The following is an 18,322-nucleotide window of genomic DNA, read 5'->3' as shown; positions in this document are numbered from 1 at the left end:
AAAATGATGTTATTTGGAGATTATGTGTTGTTTTTATATAAAGATTTTAAACTCTCATAAGCAAGCTGAATTTTTTCAAATTCCTCACGACAATAAGCCTGTTCGATTTTGCTTTTACCTTGATGGCGATCAGGATGATAAATTTTAACTAAATTAAGATAATTTTGTCTAATAGTAGCAAAATCATCACTAGAATTACATCCTAAAGTTTGGAAATAATTCTCAAAAAGTTTAGCCAAAGCATTAAATTTCCAATTAGTATTGGCTTTATTTTTCATTTTATTTCTAAATTCTAAAAGTTGAGTTTCATTGATTGTAAAATCCACACAATATTTTAAATGCTCATTTACGCTTGCTAAAATTTCTAAAAGATTTAAAGTATTATCATCTTTGTATTCTACTGAAAAAATACAATTTTTCTCATCATACATGCTTTTATGATCTTTAAAATATTGCTCTAAATATACAGCAAACATTTTTTCATTAGAACTTAAAGTTATTAAGATATTTTTTTGTGCAAAACCTATTTTAGCAAAGATTACAGGCTTTAAAGTATTTGCTTGAGCAAGATTTAATTTAAAGGTCTTATAATGCGCAAAAGCAAGATTATCGATTTGGTTTCCAGTATTTTTTTTATACTTGTGATTAACAAGTTTTAAAAAATATCTTCTTTGAGGAATTTCATTTTCCACAAAAAAAGATAGGGTTTTATTTTTATTACCTATAACTTTAGAAAAATTTTTACGGATAAGATCTTGAAAATATTTAAACATTAAAAAATCATCAGTATTAACACTAACAGATTCTAAAGTTTGCACTACTTGCATAAAATCCTCTCTATAAACCTAACTCCACAAAAATGCCTGTTCATCTAAAGCACTAGTGTGTTTTAAAATTTCATTTGGACTATAATCGGCTTTATATGATAAAGATTGACACCCTTTTACAAAATATCCTAAATAAATATATTTTAATTTTTTTAATTGTGCAAGCTTGATTTCTGTTAAAAGCGAGTATTTTCCAAGACTTAGATGTGAAAAATCAGGATCATAAAAACAATATATACTAGAAATTCCATCTTCTAAAATATCAATCAAATCAACACAAACTAACTTATTATCTATATAAAAATCAAGTTCATATCCAAAAGTACCTGCATTATCTACATAAAGATTATAATATTTTCTAAAATTTAAATCATAAATTTTCCAATTTCTTTTATCTTTTTGATAATGGTGGTATTTTTCATAAAGCAGTAAATGCTCATCACTTAAAGAAGGTTTTTGTAAGATTATCTTAGTAGCTATATTTTTTTTTAAAACCCTACGATAGCTTTTACTAAAATGGAAATTTTCTACCAAAATACGCAAATTTTGACATTCATTACAATCATTACATATTGGTCTTGAAAAATATGATCCAAAGCGACGCCAACCTCTTGAAACTAATTCTTGATTTTGCGCTTTGTTAATAAAAGATATATAATTATACTCATTTCTACAATATCTATTTTCAAGATAAGGACATTCTTCTTCTAAAGTACAAAAACCAATAATATTATTCATTAGATCTTTTTAATATCACTATTTTTTACAAATTCCATAAATTCATTAGCTAAACGCTCTTCTTTTAAAAACATATCTTCAAATTCTTGTTCTTGCTTTTTATCTTCATTTTGCTTAGCTAAGTCTTTTTGTATAGCATCTAAGTCAGTATTTTTCATACTAACTCCGCTTTTACTCGCTTTAACCTTTTCTTTTTTTGTTTGACCTTGTTCTTTTTGGAGTGCTTTTTTTATATCTTTTAATTCATCTAAAAAACTCATGATTGCCTACTTTCTTTTATCTTTTGTAAGGCTGCAGCTATAGCAGCAATTACTTCTTCTTTATTTTCTTGGTGTCTATCTTCTGTCTTTTCCAAAAGCTCTTCCATATGTGTTTCTATGAAAGAAGTATCAAAATACCCTCTTCTAAATTCTCTTATTTTGGTAATTGCAATCAAAAATGGAACAGTTGTTCTAATATCATCAATCACAAATTCTTTCAAAGCTCTCTCAAGTCTATTAACTGCACTATCATAACTTGAGCCCTTAACAATTAATTTTGCAAGTAAAGAATCATAATAAGGTGGCACAGTATAGTCTTTATATAAATGACTATCCACTCTCACAGATGGCCCTAAAGCTGGAAAATACTCTGTGATTTTACCTGGACTTGGAATGAAATTTTTCCACACATTTTCTGCTGTAATCCTAGCTTCTATCGCAAAACCTCTTGGTTTTATATCGCTTTGCTCAAGATCTAAAATTTCCCCATTTGCTATACGAATTTGTCTTGTAATAAGGTCAATCCCCGTGATTTCTTCAGTAATTGGGTGTTCTACTTGAATTCTTGTATTCATTTCCATAAAATAAAATCTATTATAATCATCAAGTAAAAACTCAACCGTCCCAACATTCGTATAGCCCACAGCTTTTGCAGCAGCTACTGCAGTAACTCCTATGGTTTTTCTTAGTTTTTCTGAAATACTTGGGCAAGGTGCTATTTCAATGATTTTTTGATGTCTTCTTTGTATTGAGCAATCTCTTTCACAAAGATGAATGATATTACCATAATTATCTGCTAAAATTTGAAATTCAATATGCCTTGGATTAATAACATATTTTTCCATAAAAACTTCATCATTTTTAAAAAAACTTAGTGCTTCTCTTTTGCATGCTTCAAAAGATTTTTCCAAATCCTCTTCTTTATGTACTACGCGTATGCCTCTACCGCCACCACCACCACTAGCTTTTAAAATTACAGGATAGCCTATTTTTAAAGCTTGAAGTTTGATTTCTTCTAATGTGCAATGATTTAATTTTTCAGTACCTGGAACTACAGGGATTCCATTTTTTTTCATTAAATATCTTGCTATATTTTTATTACCCATTTTGCGGATAACATCTGATTTTGGACCTATAAAGATAATCCCTGCTTCTTCGCATTCTTTTGCAAATTCATAATTTTCACTTAAAAAACCATATCCAGGATGTATAGCATCAGCTCCACAAGCTTTAGCAATCTCAACTATTCTTTTACCATCTAAATACCCTCTTATGGCATCAGTTCCTATTCTATATGCTTCATCAGCAACTTTTACATGCAAACACTCATAATCAGGTTCAGTATAAACAGCAACACTTTGTATATGCAAATCTCTACAAGCACGGATCACCCTTACTGCAATCTCACCTCTATTGGCTATTAAAATCTTATGTATCATGACTTTGCCTTAAGCTAAAATATTAAAAAGAAGATTAGCATAAAAATATAAAAATTCTATAAAAATATTTATTTTTGCTAATTTTAAGAATTTTTTGATAGAATTACTCTTTATTTTTGCGCCCATAGCTCAGCTGGATAGAGCATTTGATTGCGGTTCAAAAGGTCAGAGGTTCGAATCCTCTTGGGCGTACCACTTATTTCTTTTTTACAGAAAATTCATCCAAATCCAATTCTTTTTTATCTTTAAATTGATACCATAAAAATAAAATAAAAAATATCGTTAAAATCACAGCTAAAATATAGTAAGTTCCGTATTCATTTTCAGATAAAAATAAATTTTTGGTATTCATACCAAAAAATCCAACGATTAAATTTAAAGGTAAAAAAATTGCAGACATAATACTTAAAAAGTAAATATTTTTATTTATTTTTTCATTTCTTGCGGTATTAATATAAGTGTAAATCCCTTCTAATCTTGATATATTTTCTTTAATATTTTTTTCCAAAACAGCTAAATTTAAAATAATTGTTTTTAAACTTTTCTTTATAAAATGATGCTTGCTATGACAAATTTTACAAGCTTCTAAAACAGAAGAAACCATGTTATAACTTTTACTAAGCTTAACTTTTAATATAAAATATTTTGTCAAGAAATTCTTTACTTTTTTATTTTCTAAAATCAACTCCTCTCTTTTTTCTATAGAAAGGTTAATGGTATTATTTTTTTCTTTTTCATTTTGCAAAATTTCTTTTAATATAGCTATAAATTCCGTATTAGAAAATAAAATCAAATTTTCATCTTTATACTCAAAAATTTGATTTTCTTTAAAAACAAATACACTTTTAGAATTTTTAGTTATATCTAGAGTGAAAATATCAAAATCATCAAATTCATAATAAGCATTTGATATATTAATATTGCTAATAATTTGTTTTAAAGTATCATTTAACACATTCTTTGCCTATAAAATTCTTTTCTAAAATTTTCAAATTCATCTTTAATAATAGCTTCACGCATTTGCTTGACCAAATTTAAATAATAGTGTAAATTATGAATACTTGCAAGTCTAAAAAAGGTTAATTCTTTGGCTTTAAATAAATGATTTAAATAGGCCCTTGAAAAATTCTTACATGTATAGCAAGAACATTTGCCGTCTATAGGGGCATGATCAGTGATAAGTTCTGCTTTTTTGATATTAAATTTTCCAAAGCTAGTAAATAAGGTACCATTTCTTGCATTTCTTGTTGGCATCACGCAATCAAACATATCCACACCTCTTGCTACATTTTCTACTAAATCTTCAGGCGTGCCAACTCCCATTAAATATCTAGGGCGATTGTTATCCACATAAGGCATCATAGCTTCAACCGTATCATACATAGCCTCATTTTCTTCTCCCACGCTTAATCCACCTATAGCAAGTCCATCAAAATCCATCTCGCAAAGTGCTTGAGAGCAAATTTTTCTAGCTTCAAAATCAGTCCCACCTTGGATAATACCAAAGATATTTTGCCCTATTCCCACACCTTGACTTTGTTTTAACTTATGATAATCAATAGCTTCTTTTGCCCATTTTATAGTGCGTTTTAGAGAAAGTTCTATCCTTTCTTTACTTGCAGGTAAGGCCACTAAATCATCTAAAATCATCATAATATCTGAATTAAAATCATATTGTGCATCTAAAACACTTTGCGGGGTAAAATAGTGCAAACTTCCATCGATATGACTTTTAAATTGAATACCTTTTTCATCAGGTTTTGAATTTTTACTTAAAGAAAAAGCTTGAAAACCTCCACTATCTGTTAAAAAAGAGCCTTCAAATTTACTAAAACCGTGCAGGCCACCCATTTGCTTAATCACTTTAGAACCAGGCCTTAAATACAAATGATAAGTATTTGCTAAAATAATTTTTGCATTTAAAATCTCACTCATATCAACAGCATCTAAACTTTTAATCGCAGCCAAAGTTCCAACGGGCATAAAAATAGGAGTTAAAATTTCACTATGTGTAGTTTTTATACGACAAGCTCTAGCATTTGCACTTTTATATTGAACCTCAAATTCCATTATTTTTCCTATATTTTTTGCATAATCATACCAAAGACTTGCTTATAAGTTTTTTTGAAAGAAAGCCTGTTTTTAACAGGCTTAAGAAATTAGTAGTTTTTTACAAATTCAACGATTTTTTCACAACCTTCAATAATATCTTTTTCATTAGTTGCATAAGAGAGCCTAAAATACCCTTCCATGCCAAAACCAATACCTGGCACCAAAGCTACTTTTTGCTCTTCTAGCAGTCTTTTACAAAATCTCATAGAATCATTATCAACTTCTTTACAAGATATAAATAAATAAAAAGCTCCTTGTGGAATTTGTTCTAATTTTAACTTATCGCTTTTGGCTAAAATTTCACAAGCTAATTCTCTACGCTTTAAAAAGGCTTGTCTCATCATTTCAATATCATTATCTGCTTTTCCAAGTAAGGCTGGTAAAGCTGCGTGTTGGATGATTGAACAAATATTTGATGTACTTTGCCCTTGTAGTTTTTTAACAGCATTATTAAACTCGCTCATTTTACTTGCCATGTATCCAAAACGCCACCCTGGCATAGCACCACATTTGCTAAGACCATTAATACTTACAGTTCTATTTAAAGCATCTTCACTAACTTGTGCAAAAGCACAAAATTCTCCATCATAAACTAATTTTTCGTAAATTTCATCACTTAAAACTACTATTTTAGTTCCTTCTAAAACCTTAGCTAAAGCACTTATTTCTTCTTTAGAATATATAGCTCCTGTAGGATTTGATGGAGAATTAAACATCAAAACCTTAGTTTTTGAAGTAATAGCTTGTTTTAATTGTTCTGGGGTGATTTTAAATCCATTTTTTGCTTCACCTTCTATAAACACAGGAGTTGCGCCTGCAAATTTTACCATTTCAGGATAACTCACCCAATAAGGACTTGGAATGATAACCTCATCACCTTCTTCAACTAAACACTCAATCGCCATAAACAAAGAATGTTTAGCACCAACATTGGTAATGATTTCACTTGTTTTATAATCTAAACTATTATCATTTTTAAATTTATATTGTATAGCCTCTATAACTTCTTTTATACCCACAACTGGCGTATAAGCTCCACAACCTTTTTCAATAACTTCAATTGCTGCTTTTTTAATGATTTCTGGAGTATCAAAATCAGGCTCACCTGCCGAAAAACTAATAACTTTCTCACCATTTGCTTTTAAAGTTTTGGCTATATCAGTCATTACTAAAGTTAAGGATTCTCCTAAATTTTGAGATCTTTGGCTTAGCATTTTCTATCCTTTTATCTTATACTAATTTTAATTTTTGTAATTGTTACAACTTGGAGCTTAAAAAATTCTACGAGTAAAATCAAGATTGTATATTTTTAAAAATTTTGTGTAGAAACTATACATTTTCTACACAAACTATTTTTATTTGTTTCTTTGGGTAATTATTCTAAAGCTTCTATGTCGCTTTCATTATGATGAATAAAGCGTTCATCTTTTTCTATAGTTTCAACTAAACGCCCTACTCTTTCCCATCTAACTTTTTTATTTTCATCCCATGAAAAATAAATAAACCAAGGTTGCCCAACTATATATTTATAATCTACACTTCCCCAAAATCGACTATCGCTAGAATGATCACGGTTATCGCCCATCATAAAATATTCATTTTCAGGTACTTTATAATAATAAGCATTAAAACCATAAATATTATTAGCACCTAATTCATCAAAAGAAGCAGGCTTCATAGCAAATTGCCCCAAATTTAAATAGCGAAAAAATACACTGTCTATATCCACTCTAGAATCATAATGTATTCCTTTTTCCACAAAAGGCTCTTTTACAAAAAGTCTTCCGCCTATAATTTTTGTTTTATTAGGATAATAATCTTTCATATATTCATCACCCTCAACCATACGCACATATAAGGTTTTATTTGCAAAAACTACTTCATCTCCGCCTTTGGCCACACATCTTTTTACATAGTGGATTTTTGGCTCATGCGGATATCTAAATACCACAATATCCCCTCTTTTAGGACCTTCACCACTTACTAAATGTCCATTTTTATTAAAATCAGGTAAAACAGGAATTTCCACCCAAGGAATATGCGGGGTTGGAATACCATAAGAAAATTTTTTTACAAATAAAAAATCCCCTACTAATAAAGTATTTTTCATAGAACCGCTTGGTATAGTAAAAGCTTGTATAAAGAAAAATATAATCAATAAAACAACTACTAAAGTTCCCGTCCAAGATTGTGTAAATTTATAAATTTTCTTCAAAAATTTCATTTTTTTATCCTATTTTTAGCTGATTTTATAGTATTTTCTAAAAGCATAGCAATAGTCATAGGCCCTACTCCACCTGGTACAGGAGTGATATAACTAGCTTTTTTACTAACATTTTCAAAATCGACATCACCTACTATTTTTCCATCAACTCTATTAATCCCAACATCAATTACCACCACACCTTCTTTAACCATATCTTCTTTTAAAAGATTTGGACAACCTGCTGCTACGATAACAATATCAGCATTTTTTGTATAAGTTTTTAAATCTTTTGTATAAATGTGACAAATACTCACACTAGCATTAGCATTTAACAAAAGAGTAGCCATAGGACGGCCTACTATATTTGAAGCTCCTATTACAACTACACTAGCTCCTTGTAATTTTATATCATAATGTTCTAAAATTTTCATAACGCCTAAAGGTGTACATGGTAAAAAACCACCTTTTAAATTAAGATTTAAATTTCCGACATTAAAGGGGTGAAAGCCGTCTACATCTTTATTAAAGTTAATACTTTCTAAGATTATATCTTTATTAATATGCGATGGCAATGGAAGTTGAACTAAAATTCCATCTATACTATCATCATGATTTAAAGTATTAATCAAAGCCAAAAGCTCATTTTGAGTTGTATTTACATCAAGTTTATAAACTAAAGACTTAATTTCACATTGCTCGCAAGCTTTTGCTTTAGAACCCACATAAGTAGCACTAGCAGGATCCTCGCCTACTAAAATTACAGCCAAACAAGGCTCTATACTTTGAGCTTTAAGTTCTAATACTTCTTGTTTTAAATTTTCTTTTAACTTATCACTTAGCTTTTTACCATCTAAAAGTGTCATTTCTTTCCTTAAATTTTATAGCTTTCTTTAACTTAAAAAATTGTATCATAACAAAACTTCTTTTTTTGTTAAAGGCAATGAATGAAAATTGTATTATTTTTATTTTTTATAATTTATGGTGCTTGGGCTGAAGATTTTATCTCTCCTAAAGAATACCAAGAGTCCCTTTACAAAAATCCAAGAGGCATAAGTTGTGCTAAATGTCATGGCGATGGAGGTCAACAAATACTAGGTTATTACGCTAAAAATGGAGAAAAAATTCCTTTTATTGTGCCAAGTATTAAAAACACTCCTTATACGCGTTTTAGAAAAATTCTAAATCAACCTCAAGAGGCAAAAAGCATTATGCCAACTTACTCGCTAACAGAAGATGAAATAAAATCACTTTATGATTATATTACTAGCAATAAAAGGAGTAAAAAATGAAAAACAATAAAAAAGCCTTTGAGGAAGCTTGTGAGTATATAGCAGGTGGGGTAGATTCCCCAGTGCGTGCTTTTGCAAGTGTAGGTAGCAATCCTTTATTTATCAAACAAGGCAAAGGTGCTTATATTAGCGATATAGAAGAAAATACTTATATAGATTATGTGCAAAGTTGGGGACCTTTACTTTTTGGACATTGTGATGAGGATATTGAAAAAGCTTGTAAAAAAGCATTAGAGCATGGCTCGAGCTTTGGTGCGCCAACTTTAGCTGAAACTAAATTGGCCAAATTTATCTTAAAAGATTGGCCACATTTGGATAAAATCCGTTTTGTAAGTAGTGGCACTGAAGCTACTATGAGTGCTATTCGTCTTGCAAGAGGATTTAGTAAAAAAGATAAAATCATCAAATTTGAAGGATGTTATCATGGGCATTCTGATTCTTTATTGGTAAGCGCTGGAAGCGGTGCAGCTACTTTTAACACCCCAAGCTCACTAGGAGTTTTAACCGATGTAGCTAAAAATACTCTAGTAGCCGTTTATAATGATATTGATAGTGTTAAAAACTTAATCAATAATGATGATAATATAGCTTGTATCATCATAGAGCCAATTGCAGGAAATATGGGTTTAGTACCTGCTAAAATAGAATTTTTACAAGAGTTAAGAAAACTATGTGATGAGCATCAAATTCTTTTAATTTTTGATGAAGTTATGAGTGGCTTTAGAGCTTCATATCTTGGCTCTTTTGGGATTAATAACATAAAAGCTGATATAGTAACTTTTGGTAAGGTTATAGGCGGAGGTATTCCTGCAGCTGCTTTTGCTGCAAGAGCTGAAATCATGGATTTATTAAGTCCTTTGGGCGGGGTATATCAAGCAGGAACACTAAGTGGCAATCCTCTTGCTATGGCTGCAGGTTATGCGAGCTTAAAAAAAGCAAGAAATTATGAAGGCTTATATGAAAAATTAGAAAAACTAGGCAAAAGACTTACTCAAGGCTTTAAAGAAGCTGCAAATGATTGCAAAATTCCTTTGCAAGTTAATTGCGTTGGTTCTATGTTTGGATTTTTCTTTTGTGAAAACCCTGTTAATAATTATAAAGACGCTTTAAAATCAGATACTAAATTATTTGCCAAATTTCATGCGCAGATGCTAAGCAAAGGTGTATATTTAGCACCATCTCAATTTGAAACAGGTTTTATATGTGAATGTATGGATAAAAAAATCATTGATAAAACTATACAAGCAGCACAAGAAAGTTTTAAAGCATTATGAATAAAAGACAAAAAATCATTCGCAAAGGTATAGAAGCTGCAGATGGATTAAGCCTTGGTATATCCATGGTTGTAGCTGTTTTAATCGGAGTTGGTATAGGCTATTTTTTAAAAAACTTAACCGGCATTGTTTGGCTTTTTTGGGTAGGAGTGTTTATAGGAGTAGCTGCGGCGATTTTAAATGTTTACAAAGCCTATAAAGCACAAGTAAAAAGTTACGAAGAATTTAAAGAAGAAAATCGCTATAAAGATTTAAAAAATGATCCTAAAGCCTAAAATTTTATTAAAACTCTTGCTAGGATTAAATTTACTTTTCTTAGCAGGAGTTTTTTTTTACAAAGAATTAAGCTTTAAAACCTTTATAAGCTTTGAATTTGGCTTTTTAGCTCAAAATTTAATCATTCTAATATCTTTTTTAAATTATAAAAATTTTATTTTTAAAGCAGCTAAAAATTATGATTTTACGCAAAGACCTTTACAAATTTTTGCTAAAAAACAATATTCTTTGCCAAAAATTATAAAATTTATCCATATAGATGACGATTTAAAACCAAAATTTAAAAGTATTTTTAAAAACGCGTTAGCTTTTTTTTCTTTATTTAAAATTTTTGCTTATGTGTTTTTAATAGCAGGATTTTTATTTTTAGAGTTTCAAGGTTTAATGAGTATTTTTGCCTTGTTTTGTGCAATGTTTGTCACACCCATAGCGGTATTAATATATAATTTTTTAATAAGAAAATGTTAAGCTCAAAAAGAACGATTAGATCACTAACAGCATTATTTCTTGGTATGATTTTTGTTTTCATAGGAAGTGCTTTAACAGTAAATTCCATAGCTATTATTTTAAAGCATAATAATGTTAGTAATTTTTATATAGGCGTAATAGGAAGTTGTTATTTTCTTGGTGCTATGGTAAGTACAATTAGTGCCCATAGAATAGTTTCTAAAGTAGGACATATAAGATCATTTGGAATTTTTGCTATTATTTTTGGTATAGCCACCATGCTTCATAGCTTAAATTCTAATCTTTATTTTTGGATGTTTTTAAGATTTTTGCTAGGTTTTTGCTATTATGCGCTTTTAATGGTAATAGAATCATGGCTTAATGAAAAAGCAAAAAACACTATTCGCTCAAGAGTAATAGCCTTTTATGAGGTTGTATTTTACTCATCATCAGGTTTTGGAATTTTACTTATGTCTTTTGACTTTCCAAGTAATACAGTATTTATTTTAAGTGCTAGTTTTATTATGTTTGCCTCCATTCCTTTATTTTTAATCCGCATTAAAGAGCCTATTTTGCCACAAAAAACAAAAATTTCCATTCCTAAGGTTTTTGATATAGTGCCTTTAGCCTTAGTAACAAGTTTTATAGCGGGCATGCTTTTAAATGGCTTTTTTTCCATGGCTTCTTTATTTGTACTTATACAAGGATTTGGCGCAAAAGAAGCTTCTATTTTTATTTTCTCTACTATGGTAGGTGGCTTTATTTCGCAACTTTATATCGGAACTCTTTCTGATAAAATTAGCAGAAAATTTGCCATTATATTGTGTGCTTTTATTGCTTTAAGCGCTATGCTTTGCATACTACTTTTAGAATATAATATTTATCTAAAATACTTTTTTGGATTTTTGCTAGGCATGGGCATGTGTTGTTTATACGCTCTTTCTTTAGCAAGAGCAAATGATATGCTTGATAATCCTAGCAAAAGAGTTGAACTTGGCAGAGCAGTTCTTTTTACCTATTCTTTTGGTGCTTTATTTGCACCTGCAGTTTTGGGAACTTTGATGTATTATTTTCAAGCTTATGGCTTTATGTATTTTTATATAGTTTTATTAAGTATTTTGATACTATTTGCCATCGATAAACCAAAATTTAAAAAACTTACCAAATTTAAAAGAAAACCTGGTAATATGGTAATGCTAGATGATAACTAATATCTCTAATAGTCAAAATCAGTTTGCAAAAAATGAAACAAATAAAGAAAATAAAAGTGAAAAATCAGACAAAAAAACCTCTCTCAATGATGCGTTAAAAAATCCTTTATTTTCCAAAAGCGATTCTGAAGTTAAATTACCCAAAGATTATGTTAGCAAAATTGATCAAAAACTACAAGAATTACTTAATAAACTTTTAGATCAAATCAAAACCAACAAAGATCCTGATTTGGCAGTATTAAAAAATCATAAAGATTTAAATTTTGCACCTAATTTTGCTAATGAAGTTAAAAAACTTCAAGCAGAGCTTTCTAAAAATCCTGAATTTGAAAAACTACTTAAAATTTTAGAAGATTTAGTTAAACCCGCTAAAGATATCAACAATAAAAATCTTTCATCTCTAGTAAAAAATTCAGGTGTATTTTTAGAAGCAAAACTCAATCATTCTTTAAAAGAGCAAAATTTGCCACAGAGTTTTTTTAATCTTTTAAGTACTATAAAAGGTGCTACTAGCGAAAATCTAAAACGCGATATAAGTAATTTAGATCTTAAAAATCTTGACACCGCAAGTACGCTAAAAGAACTTATTCACATCTTACAAAATCATAAAAAAGATAATAAAATTTCTTTAGAAAATACAAACTACAAGACACTTTTTAAACTATTTGATAAAATAGAAAATTTTAAAAACTATATCAATAAAAATCCAAACTCCATTAATCAAGAAAAGCTACAAAATATTGCTAATAATTTCATTAAAAATCTCAGTAAAAATTTAGCACTTATCAACAAAGAACTAGCCAAACCCGAAAACATAAAAATTCAAAACACTCATATACTAAAAGAGCTTAGCCAAAATATAAAAGATTTTATAACACTTTTAAAAGATATCAAAAACCACAAAAACAAAACTGAAACAACACAAGAAAATTTAAATAAAACTCCACATACTAAAGACATTAAAGAAGAATCAAAAGAGGAAATAAAAACTCCGCAAAAAAGCACAGAGGATAAAAAAGAAACTCAACAAAAACAAGAAAGCATAGTAAAAGATAAAGAAATTCAAAACACAAAAGAAGAAAAAATACCACAAAGTAAAGATATCAAAGAAAATCCCAAAGAAGAGCCAAAAACACAGCAAAAAAATACTGAAGATTTAAGCAAAAATGATAGCAAAAGTCAAAATTTACAAACAAATAATACTAAGTTAGAAGATATATTTAAAAGCACTTCGGGTAAAATTTTACTAGAAGATATTTTCAAACAAAATGTAAGCAAAAATCTTAATTTTAGCCAAAATTTACAAGAAGAGCTTTTAAACAATCTAAACAAAGAACTAGGCTTAATAGGAAGAAAACTCAATGAAGTTTTAAAAGCTTTAGATCCTAAAAATTATGAGGCAAAAAATTCTTTAGATGATATAAAAAATATAGAAAAAAAATTAGAACTTTCTATAAAAGATCTTGGAAAAATCACCCAAAAAGATAGCACAGAAATTTCTTCAGAATTACAAAAAGATATTAAATCCACTCTTTTGCAAGTTTCTAATCTAGCCAAAAATTTAGACAATGAAAGCATACTAAATCAAGCAAATCGTCTTATAGCTCAGCTTGAATTTAACCAACTTTTATCTTTAGCCAATAATAGCATTCATACTTTTTTACCTTTTTTTTGGGATGATTTAGAAAAATCTAATGTAGTTTTTAAGCGCGGTAAAAAAGATAAATTTTATGCACAAATTAATCTTGAATTTGAAAAATTAGGAAAAATCAATGTATTTTTATCTCTAAGTAATGATAAATACATCGATATAAATATGATGATAGAAAATGCTAATTTTAGAAAAAAACTTTATGAAAGAGCACATGAACTAAAAAAAGCCTTAGTTAAAGTAGGACTTCTAAGCTCTAATTTTTTCATCAGCGATATAATTAAAAGTAAATTTCACAATCAAGAAGAATATAATGACTTTAATATGGGTTTTGACACAAGGGCTTAAAAATGGCTAAAAAAACAAAAAAAGCCGTTGCACTAGGCTATAACAAAGAAGAACAAAATGCACCAAAAATCCTAGCTAATGCCAAAGGTGAAAACGCTGCTAAAATCATCTCTTTAGCCAAAGAAAATGGCATACCCATAAAAGAAGACAAAGACTTAGTAGAAGTGCTTAGCAAACTTGATCTAGGCGATGAAATCCCACCTAATATGTATAAAGCAGTGGCTGAAATTTTTGCCTTTTTATATAAAGTTGCTAATGAAGATGAGACTAAGCAAAGTCCGCAATCTTCTTAGAAAATTCAACTTGCTCATAAGCATTTTTACTAAATTTTAAAAACCCTTTTTGAGCGATTAAAACTATCGTCGAACCTAGCTCAAAATTTCCAAGTCTTTGGCCTTTTTTTACAAAAAGATCTTCATAGGTATGAGTAAAATCAAAATTTGCTGCATTAGTTTGTATGCTAGTATCAAAGCTAAAGTGCATTTTACCGACATTTAGCGCACCCACAAATACCATCCAAAGTATAAATTTTCCTTCCACTAAGCACTTTAAAACTACTCTTTCATTTTTAGTATAAAGGTTTATAATTTTAGCTAACTTTGCCTCACTCACACTAAATAAAGCCCCGCTCATATAAGTAGCACTTAAAATTTGCATATTACAAGGTGCATGATAATGATGATAATCTTTTGGAGATAAATAAATATTTGCATAATCTATGCCATTTTCCAATTCTTCTTTACTAGCTGAGTTTTTTAAAAGCTCTTCTATACTATAACTTGAACCTTTAATGCTAAAGGCTAAATTTTCTTTTAAATCATTTTGAAAGCTACTTCCAAGTTCTAAAATTTTACCATCACTTGGACTTATAAAGCCATCTTCTAATTCTCGCTCATTTAATAAAGTTCTTGTAAATAAAGCATTTAAACTCTCATATTCTTCTAAAGGTTTAAATTCACTCATATTGATATTAAAAGCATTTACATAAGCTTTATTAATATTTTTTTGTATAATTTTTGGAAATTTATATTTTGCTATGATTCCAAACATTTTTGAAGCACTATTGCTAAATCCCACTCATTCTCCTTTTAATCTAATCAAAGCTATCTCACTAGGGGCTAAAAATCTCACAGCAGGTCCCCAAAATCCAGCTCCACTACTTACATAAAGCAAACTATCTTTGCTTAATTTATAAAGCCCATACACAAAGCCTTGCTCTAAATATACTAGCAAAGAAAAAGGAAAAATTTGCCCTGCGTGTGTATGTCCTGATAAAATCAAATCAAACCCACTCACATCATAAGTTTTTACATATTTTGGCTGATGCGTGATTAAAATATTAACTTTTTCTTGATTGATTTGCATTTTGATTTTTTCTATATTGCTTTCTTTAAAACCCAAACGTTTAGCAGCCAAATCCAAAGTCCCACTTAAAGTAAAATCCCCAAAATCAATACTTTCATCTTCTAGAACTTTGAAATTCTTAAGCGTTTTAAGCTTTTTGCTTATCGCATTTATATCATTATAATATTCATGATTTCCATAAACAAAATAAGTACCATATTTTGATTTAAAATTTTCTAATAGATTAATATAAGACATACTAGCTATATCTGCATCAATTAAATCCCCAGCTATGATGATTATATCAGCATTTAAAGCATTAACTTCATCGATTAAGGTTTTTAAAAAATCTTCACCTAAATTTTTACCCAAATGCACATCAGAAAGTAAAACTATATTTAAATCTTCTTTTAAATTTTTAATTTTAATATCTACTTCATTAACCCTAGGTGTACTAATAGCATTTACAAAACCTTTAAACACCATACTAACGCTAAGTATAATAAGCCAAGAATCAAAAATTAATTTTAAAAACTTTCTTCTTTGGACACTGAAAATTTGCTCTTTTTTATTTTCGTTAAAGAAAATCCATGAGCCAATTTCAAAAACCACTCCAAAAAGCAAGAAAAAACAGGTAATAGTAGGAAAAATCGCTAAAATATAATAAAGCTTTTCATGCAAAAAATCCCCGCGCATATTTACAAAAAAGATTAATTCACATACAAAAACTATTAAAACAAAAGCTAATACAAACTTCTTATAAGGTTTTAAAAAATCAACCCTACTTAAAAATCTTTTATAAATATACCAATTTGCCAAAGCAAAAAATAAAACTAATAAAGTAAAAAAAACAAACACTCTCATAGTGTAATTTTATTTAAGCAAAATTAATACTTTTTAAAGTAAAATCGTAAAAAACATTTGGGAAAGAAATTTGGCTTTAATAGATTTAATCGATGCAAATAAGAAATTTAATACAAAAATAGTTTTAGAAAATGCAAATTTTAGTGCAAATTTAGGAGAAAAAATCGCCATTATAGGCAAAAATGGCGAAGGAAAATCAAGCTTTTTAAAAGCCCTTATGGGAACTTTAAAACTAGATAGCGGTAGAGTAATTAAACAAAATAACACTAGTATAGGTATGCTAAGCCAACAAGTAAGCTTTGAAAGCACCTTAAGCGTAAGCGAAGTCATCAAAAAAGAACTTGAAGAAATTTATCAAGCCTTGAAGGAATTTGAAAGCTATAATGAAAAACTAGCTTTTGATCCTGAAAATAAAGAATATTTAAAAAAAGTAGATGAATTAAGTTTATTTATAGATTCAAAAGACGCATGGAATTTAGACCAAAAAATACAAAGAATATTAGAAGAATTTAAACTATTAGAATACAAAGACAGAACACTTTGCTCTTTAAGCGGGGGCGAAATAAGACGCGTAGGGCTTTGCACACTTTTGCTAAAAAATCCTGATATATTATTGCTTGATGAACCAACTAATCATCTAGATGTATATATGAGTAACTTTTTAGAAGAAAGGTTAAAAACCTCTAAAATGTGTGTTATTTTCATCTCTCATGATAGGTATTTTATCGATGCTATAGCGCAAAAATGCGTAGAAATAGAAGCGGGAAAATTAAGCATTTTTGAGGGTGGATATACGCAATATCTAGAAAAAAAAGTAGCTATTTTAGCTTCCTTAGCTAAAAGCCATGAAACCTTGCTTAAGCAACTAAAAAGTGAGGAAGAATGGCTAAGAAGAGGAGTCAAAGCTAGGCTTAAACGCAACGAAGGACGCAAAGAACGCATTTTTAAAATGCGTGAAGAAGCTAAGAAAAACCCAGGAGCTATCAAGCGCTTACAACTTGAAATCAAAAGAGCAAGTAAAAATTTTAACCAAACTCAAAGCCAAAACCGCAAAAAAATGCTTTTTGAACTTAAAAATATCTCAAAGTCTATTGCCAACAAGACACTTTTTAAAGACTTTAATGCACGAATTTTACAAGGTGAACGCATAGCCATAGTAGGTAAAAATGGCTGTGGAAAATCTACTTTCTTAAAGATTTTACTTGATCAAATTCCGCTTGATAGCGGAGAGATTAAAAGAGGTGAAGTTAAAATAGGCTATTTTGATCAAAGCAGAAGTTTATTAAATACTGATAAAAAACTTTTAGAAATTTTTTGCCCAAATGGTGGCGATCACATTCAAGTGCGTGGTAAAAATATGCATGTTTATGGGTATTTAAAACAATTTTTATTTCCAAAAGAATTTTTAGAGCAAAGTGTGAGTGTACTAAGTGGGGGCGAGAAAAACAGAGTTGCTCTTGCCTTGCTTTTTACTAAAGAATATGATGTATTAATCTTAGATGAACCAACAAATGATTTAGATATAGCTACAATAAATATCTTAGAAGAATATTTACTTTCTTTTGAAGGTGCGATTTTGCTTGTATCACATGATAGATATTTTGTTGATAAAATAGCAACTAAACTTTATGCTTTTGAAGATAATGCAAATATTAACATAGAAGTTCTTTCTTATAGTGAATATTTAGAAAATGAAAAAGAATACAAGGACTTTGAAGAATTTTCTAAAAGTTTAGAAACAAACACTACAACAAGTGTAAAAACAAAAGAAAAATCAAGTAAAAAACTAAGCTATAAAGAAAATGAAATTTTAAACTCATATCCTGATAAAATTCATAAATTAGAAGAAGAAATCAAAGAAATCAAAAATGCTCTAAGCAATCCTGCAATCTATCAAGAACTAGGTATAAATACCCTTTATGAAAAGCTAAACTCTTTAGAAAATGAACTTAGTATTTTAGAAGAAGCTTATTTTGAGGTTTTGGAAAAAAGTGAAAATATTGATTAACTTTATATATTTTAAATAAGATAAAATT

General features: G+C 29.0%; 19 protein-coding genes and 1 tRNA gene. 9 read left to right on the top strand and 11 right to left on the bottom strand.

All coding sequences use genetic code 11. The annotated features are described in order from the left end of the window. Window positions 1–20: 20 nt before the first annotated feature. Genes L8X33_RS05300 through L8X33_RS05285 form a run of 4 tightly spaced genes read right to left on the bottom strand, consistent with a single transcriptional unit; the run spans window position 21 to window position 3,264 of the window. Window positions 21–827, bottom strand: a complete 807-nt coding sequence (locus L8X33_RS05300; RefSeq protein ID WP_133319278.1) for an adenylosuccinate lyase — start codon at window positions 825–827, stop codon at window positions 21–23. Between the two features lie 18 nt (window positions 828–845). Beyond that, window positions 846–1,565, bottom strand: coding sequence for an arginyltransferase (locus tag L8X33_RS05295; protein WP_133319279.1), 720 nt, complete (start codon window positions 1,563–1,565; stop codon window positions 846–848). Then, window positions 1,565–1,825 (bottom strand): hypothetical protein, encoded by a 261-nt coding sequence (locus L8X33_RS05290; RefSeq protein ID WP_012661304.1) that lies wholly within the window; start codon window positions 1,823–1,825, stop codon window positions 1,565–1,567. Before L8X33_RS05290 ends, L8X33_RS05295 begins: the two co-directional genes overlap by 1 nt. Then, complete coding sequence (locus L8X33_RS05285) at window positions 1,822–3,264, bottom strand: acetyl-CoA carboxylase subunit A (protein ID WP_220566761.1); 1,443 nt, start codon at window positions 3,262–3,264, stop codon at window positions 1,822–1,824. The genes L8X33_RS05290 and L8X33_RS05285 overlap by 4 nt, the downstream gene beginning before the upstream one ends. Window positions 3,265–3,382: 118 nt before the next feature. On the opposite strand from L8X33_RS05285, the gene L8X33_RS05280 reads away from it, so the two are divergent. Next, window positions 3,383–3,459: transfer RNA gene (locus L8X33_RS05280), tRNA-Arg, on the top strand. Between the two features lies 1 nt (window position 3,460). Here the strand turns inward: L8X33_RS05280 and L8X33_RS05275 are convergent. The 5 genes from L8X33_RS05275 to folD form a co-directional block, all read right to left on the bottom strand. Beyond that, a complete protein-coding gene (locus L8X33_RS05275) occupies window positions 3,461–4,219 on the bottom strand; it encodes a CorA family divalent cation transporter (RefSeq protein ID WP_133319282.1) in 759 nt (252 codons plus the stop codon). Beyond that, complete coding sequence (gene tgt / locus L8X33_RS05270) at window positions 4,213–5,334, bottom strand: tRNA guanosine(34) transglycosylase Tgt (protein ID WP_263670150.1); 1,122 nt, start codon at window positions 5,332–5,334, stop codon at window positions 4,213–4,215. Before tgt ends, L8X33_RS05275 begins: the two co-directional genes overlap by 7 nt. Window positions 5,335–5,423: 89 nt before the next feature. Next, complete coding sequence (locus tag L8X33_RS05265) at window positions 5,424–6,590, bottom strand: pyridoxal phosphate-dependent aminotransferase (protein WP_263670149.1); 1,167 nt, start codon at window positions 6,588–6,590, stop codon at window positions 5,424–5,426. Between the two features lie 161 nt (window positions 6,591–6,751). Beyond that, window positions 6,752–7,600: a signal peptidase I gene (lepB, locus tag L8X33_RS05260; RefSeq protein ID WP_220566758.1), complete on the bottom strand. Its 849-nt coding sequence runs from the start codon at window positions 7,598–7,600 to the stop codon at window positions 6,752–6,754. Then, the gene (gene folD, locus L8X33_RS05255; protein ID WP_263670148.1) at window positions 7,597–8,445 is read right to left on the bottom strand and encodes a bifunctional methylenetetrahydrofolate dehydrogenase/methenyltetrahydrofolate cyclohydrolase FolD; all 849 of its coding nucleotides are present in this window, start codon (window positions 8,443–8,445) and stop codon (window positions 7,597–7,599) included. Before folD ends, lepB begins: the two co-directional genes overlap by 4 nt. Before the next feature lie 81 nt (window positions 8,446–8,526). On the opposite strand from folD, the gene L8X33_RS05250 reads away from it, so the two are divergent. From L8X33_RS05250 to L8X33_RS05220, 7 genes are read left to right on the top strand one after another with little or no spacing between them, the layout of a single operon-like run. Further along, window positions 8,527–8,871 carry a c-type cytochrome gene (locus L8X33_RS05250; RefSeq protein WP_263666734.1) on the top strand — a complete coding sequence of 115 codons (345 nt, stop codon included), beginning with the start codon at window positions 8,527–8,529 and terminating at the stop codon, window positions 8,869–8,871. Then, a complete protein-coding gene (gene hemL / locus L8X33_RS05245; RefSeq protein ID WP_263666735.1) occupies window positions 8,868–10,145 on the top strand; it encodes a glutamate-1-semialdehyde 2,1-aminomutase in 1,278 nt (425 codons plus the stop codon). Before L8X33_RS05250 ends, hemL begins: the two co-directional genes overlap by 4 nt. Further along, window positions 10,142–10,420, top strand: coding sequence for an AtpZ/AtpI family protein (locus tag L8X33_RS05240; protein WP_039641170.1), 279 nt, complete (start codon window positions 10,142–10,144; stop codon window positions 10,418–10,420). The genes hemL and L8X33_RS05240 overlap by 4 nt, the downstream gene beginning before the upstream one ends. Continuing rightward, window positions 10,404–10,889 (top strand): hypothetical protein, encoded by a 486-nt coding sequence (locus L8X33_RS05235; RefSeq protein WP_012661294.1) that lies wholly within the window; start codon window positions 10,404–10,406, stop codon window positions 10,887–10,889. Before L8X33_RS05240 ends, L8X33_RS05235 begins: the two co-directional genes overlap by 17 nt. Further along, window positions 10,883–12,079: an MFS transporter gene (locus tag L8X33_RS05230; protein ID WP_133319290.1), complete on the top strand. Its 1,197-nt coding sequence runs from the start codon at window positions 10,883–10,885 to the stop codon at window positions 12,077–12,079. The genes L8X33_RS05235 and L8X33_RS05230 overlap by 7 nt, the downstream gene beginning before the upstream one ends. Then, a complete protein-coding gene (locus L8X33_RS05225) occupies window positions 12,069–14,078 on the top strand; it encodes a flagellar hook-length control protein FliK (RefSeq protein WP_263670147.1) in 2,010 nt (669 codons plus the stop codon). Before L8X33_RS05230 ends, L8X33_RS05225 begins: the two co-directional genes overlap by 11 nt. A gap of 2 nt (window positions 14,079–14,080) precedes the next feature. Continuing rightward, complete coding sequence (locus L8X33_RS05220) at window positions 14,081–14,371, top strand: FlhB-like flagellar biosynthesis protein (protein WP_133319292.1); 291 nt, start codon at window positions 14,081–14,083, stop codon at window positions 14,369–14,371. On the opposite strand, the gene L8X33_RS05215 is transcribed toward L8X33_RS05220, so the two are convergent. Together L8X33_RS05215 and L8X33_RS05210 are read right to left on the bottom strand one after the other, a co-directional pair. Further along, window positions 14,346–15,155: a phosphatidylserine decarboxylase gene (locus tag L8X33_RS05215; protein WP_263660591.1), complete on the bottom strand. Its 810-nt coding sequence runs from the start codon at window positions 15,153–15,155 to the stop codon at window positions 14,346–14,348. The genes L8X33_RS05220 and L8X33_RS05215 overlap by 26 nt on opposite strands. Continuing rightward, window positions 15,156–16,286, bottom strand: coding sequence for a metallophosphoesterase (locus L8X33_RS05210; protein ID WP_263666737.1), 1,131 nt, complete (start codon window positions 16,284–16,286; stop codon window positions 15,156–15,158). It lies immediately after the preceding gene. A gap of 70 nt (window positions 16,287–16,356) precedes the next feature. On the opposite strand from L8X33_RS05210, the gene L8X33_RS05205 reads away from it, so the two are divergent. Then, the gene (locus tag L8X33_RS05205; RefSeq protein WP_263670145.1) at window positions 16,357–18,294 is read left to right on the top strand and encodes an ABC-F family ATP-binding cassette domain-containing protein; all 1,938 of its coding nucleotides are present in this window, start codon (window positions 16,357–16,359) and stop codon (window positions 18,292–18,294) included. Window positions 18,295–18,322: the final 28 nt, after the last annotated feature.

Origin of the sequence: Campylobacter sp. CNRCH_2014_2849 (genome assembly GCF_025772845.1) — a bacterium.
Classification (GTDB): domain Bacteria; phylum Campylobacterota; class Campylobacteria; order Campylobacterales; family Campylobacteraceae; genus Campylobacter_D; species Campylobacter_D lari_D.
This window is presented reverse-complemented; position numbering and strand designations above follow the sequence as displayed.